Annotated in this window: 3 protein-coding genes and 3 pseudogenes; 3 read left to right on the top strand and 3 right to left on the bottom strand. The window is 50.5% G+C overall.

What is annotated here, in order from left to right; translation table 11 throughout:
• From HMPREF3104_RS12190 to HMPREF3104_RS12360, 3 genes and pseudogenes are all read left to right on the top strand, one after another.
• A partial coding sequence (locus tag HMPREF3104_RS12190) for a DDE-type integrase/transposase/recombinase (RefSeq protein WP_168156383.1) occupies positions 1–387 on the top strand: 387 nt, incomplete at its 5' end.
• Between the two features lie 12 nt (positions 388–399).
• A complete protein-coding gene (locus tag HMPREF3104_RS12865) occupies positions 400–573 on the top strand; it encodes an integrase core domain-containing protein (RefSeq protein ID WP_083279094.1) in 174 nt (57 codons plus the stop codon).
• A 357-nt stretch (positions 574–930) separates the two neighbouring features.
• Positions 931–1,079 (top strand): annotated as a pseudogene (locus HMPREF3104_RS12360) (IS110 family transposase); the annotation flags it as partial.
• Between the two features lie 214 nt (positions 1,080–1,293).
• Here the strand turns inward: HMPREF3104_RS12360 and HMPREF3104_RS12355 are convergent.
• The 3 genes and pseudogenes from HMPREF3104_RS12355 to HMPREF3104_RS12830 all read right to left on the bottom strand — a co-directional run.
• Positions 1,294–2,337 carry a hypothetical protein gene (locus HMPREF3104_RS12355; protein WP_141738235.1) on the bottom strand — a complete coding sequence of 348 codons (1,044 nt, stop codon included), beginning with the start codon at positions 2,335–2,337 and terminating at the stop codon, positions 1,294–1,296.
• 343 nt (positions 2,338–2,680) lie between these two features.
• Positions 2,681–2,833 (bottom strand): annotated as a pseudogene (locus HMPREF3104_RS12350) (integrase core domain-containing protein); the annotation flags it as partial.
• Between the two features lie 62 nt (positions 2,834–2,895).
• Positions 2,896–3,032, bottom strand: a pseudogene (locus tag HMPREF3104_RS12830) (IS256 family transposase); the annotation flags it as partial.

Below are 3,032 nucleotides of genomic sequence, written 5' to 3'. Positions count from 1 at the left end.
CCGGATCGTATTCAACGGGCCTGGTCGCAGGCTCAGCGCCCCGATCAGTGGTGGGTCGCGGATTTCACGTATGTGCACACCAGCTGCGGTTTCAGCTACGTGGCTTTTGTCACCGACGTGTTCACCCGTGAGATCCTGGCGTATGTCGTGGACACCCGAGCCACGACATCTTTGGTCATCCGTGCGCTGCGACAGGCACTGGCGATACGCCAGCGCCAGGACCCGTACTTTGATTCGGCCGGGGTGATCCATCACTCGGATGCGGGCTCACAGTACACCTCCACAGATCTCCGTCGGCTGCTGGCCGTCCACCAGATGGAAGGGTCCATCGGCACTGTCGGCGACGCCTACGACAACGGTCTGATGGAGTCAACGATCGGGCTGTAAAAGTCTGAACTCATTGATTTCGAAGCAGAGACGTGGACGAACTGGAGTGAGGTGGAACGCGCCACAGCCGGATGGGTCCACTGGTATAATCACGAGCGGTTGCATTCCTCGCTCGGGCATATCCCGCCGATCGAGCACTACACCAACTACCAACGAGAAAACTACGCAGGCCTTCACGCCGCGTAACACGCCACTCTCAAAAAGTCAGGCCGATTCACTTGCGCACAAACTCAAAAGCAATAAGCATTTGACCAGGCACAAGCTGTAGATGGACTACCTGTCGCAGCCATGTCCAACTGACAAGACAAAGTACCAGTACACCCAGTTTTGTAGTGGGCTCAATGAATTTCTCCGCGCCAATGATCTCGTCGAGGTCATCACCCATGAACCGGGCCAAGAGCTCTACGTGGATTGGGCCGGTGACAAAGTAGCGGTGCTCGATCAAGCCAGTGGGGATATTGCATTCAAGGCATCACTGTTTGTCGCGGTAAGCCCGTACTCGAGAGGTACTGGATGAATTTCAGCCTCATGGGGTCAGTGCAATTCTATGAACGAAAACGCAAAGAAGGCAAAAACACAACGTCGCAGTCGTCGCCCTCGCACGCCGACGTCTTAACGTTCTCTTCGCAATGATGCGTAGCGGCGAACTCTACCGAGACATCTCCACAGTCCAGGAGACCGCAGCAGCCTAGAGTCCACAGAACCTCGTCTTAAGCCGATTGCGCAGGAAGCCCAGTCGGCTCCTCAGCGTGCCCAAAGACAACATCGCCGAAGAGAGGCAAAAGCCCTTCACACCCCAACAATCTCACCTACGGAGTCAACAACCTATTTAGGAACAATTCACCGACGTTCACTTCAATTGGAACTGCTGACAATTGGATTTTACAAACCCGCTTAAGGCTACAGTCACAAACCCACAAATTCATATATTTCTGCTCCTGAAAAATTAGCAAAGCCGACTCCAAGAGCTGACGCCATTGAAAATATTGCAACTACGAATGACCGATCCTGGTCATCACCCTTTTCGTACTGAAACTGCCAGGCCATTATTGTTGCAAAGGTCTGGGCGGTATGAATCAAACAAAAAACCGCAATCAGCGCAATTGAAAAAGCAATCATCGATTGCAAGAAAATGGCGCTGGCAATCAAGAGAAATCCTCCGCAAATCCCCAAGGAAACTGCCAAAATGAGAAGGGCCAAATTTGAGATCCTGTTCCCATTCTTGAAACGGGAATTCTTCTGGATCGCATAATTGATTGCAATTTCTATAAACACGGAGCAAAATAGCAACCAACTAAGATTGTTGCCCTTAGAAGCAAGAATGTACGGAAATAGAGCAGAACCGGTTGCGATAATTCCGAATGATATGATGACTTTAAGACAAGAAATCCAAACGTCAGATCCCAGTGAAAGCCTAAGGACAAATGAATTTCGTCTCACGACCTCAACTTGTTGCTTTTCCTTCAACGCTTGGGTCGAGAGAATACAAATCAAGTATCCAATGCCTCCAAGCATCGACGAAAAAATTCGAATAGATATACCAAAGAACAATACGCACGATACGGTGGCAGTACCGAGTAGGACAACAGTTAACGTTGACGTTCGTAGCGCAACCTTATAATTGACTAGCTCTTCTTTTTGCAAGTAGCGTGGAGGAAGGGCGCCCCTCAAAGGCGAAACAAACCTTCCAAGCAGAAAGATTCCAACCAGGGTTCCCAACATTGGAATATGACCGGGGACTATTCCAAGCGCAATATATGAGATAAATTGCAAGATCTGAACACCACCGAGGACAGTAGTTTCCCCCACAACATCTCCGAGTCGCGCAAGCGGCAATGACAGTACCGTCCCAATCACAATGCCAATGCCTACCGCACGCAATGCACCTTGACTCTCAAGACCGGATTGAATGGTCAAGTAACCCACGGATGCGCCAAGAAATGAAGTCACATACGCGTCCACAAGAACATTTATTCTAATTGCAGCCTCAGGCGAAAACTTTCGTCTTATAAGCATTTCGTGATACCTCCAACTGAGATTTCCACAAATGCCAATTCAATATTCTTGTCACCAGAGTAGTTGCCAACGAATCTATCCACCGAATCACGTAGCCCCTCAGAGTTCCACGGAAGTGATCGCTCTCGCCAATAGGACGATGACTTAACTAGATTCTCCAATTCAATAGGACTATAGAATTGTTTCAATGTTCTGCAAATATGCCGGGGTGAATCCATATTCCCGTACGCTTTCCAAAGAACCTCATTGAAGCGTCCTGGGTTTGGTTCCGCATCTTTTATGGCCCTGTGTTGATGGGCTCGGTGAGATAATACTCGGTTTCTACTTCCTGCGGGGTGGCGTAGTCCAAGACTTCGTGAAGGCGCTTGGTGTTCCACCAATGCACCCACCGCAAGGTGGCAAGCTCGACTTCGCCGACCGACGTCCACGGGGGTTAAGGGACATTTCGTGTGGATTTGCGGCGTGTCGCGTTAAGGGACATTTCGTGTGGATTTAGGGGCGTCCTGCCCAGCCTTTTCTGATGCCTAAGCTGGGGTTCCATTCGTCGTCGATGTGGGTGTCGTATGTGGCTGGTCGCCCGTCTGGGTGGCCGCGCCGTTTGAGTTGTTCTTTCGCCCAGGCGGTGCGTG

This window comes from Corynebacterium sp. HMSC30G07 (assembly GCF_001806945.1).
In the GTDB taxonomy this organism is placed as follows: domain Bacteria; phylum Actinomycetota; class Actinomycetes; order Mycobacteriales; family Mycobacteriaceae; genus Corynebacterium; species Corynebacterium riegelii.
The sequence above is the reverse complement of the archived record's forward strand: the minus strand, read 5'-3'. Positions and strand labels throughout refer to the sequence as shown.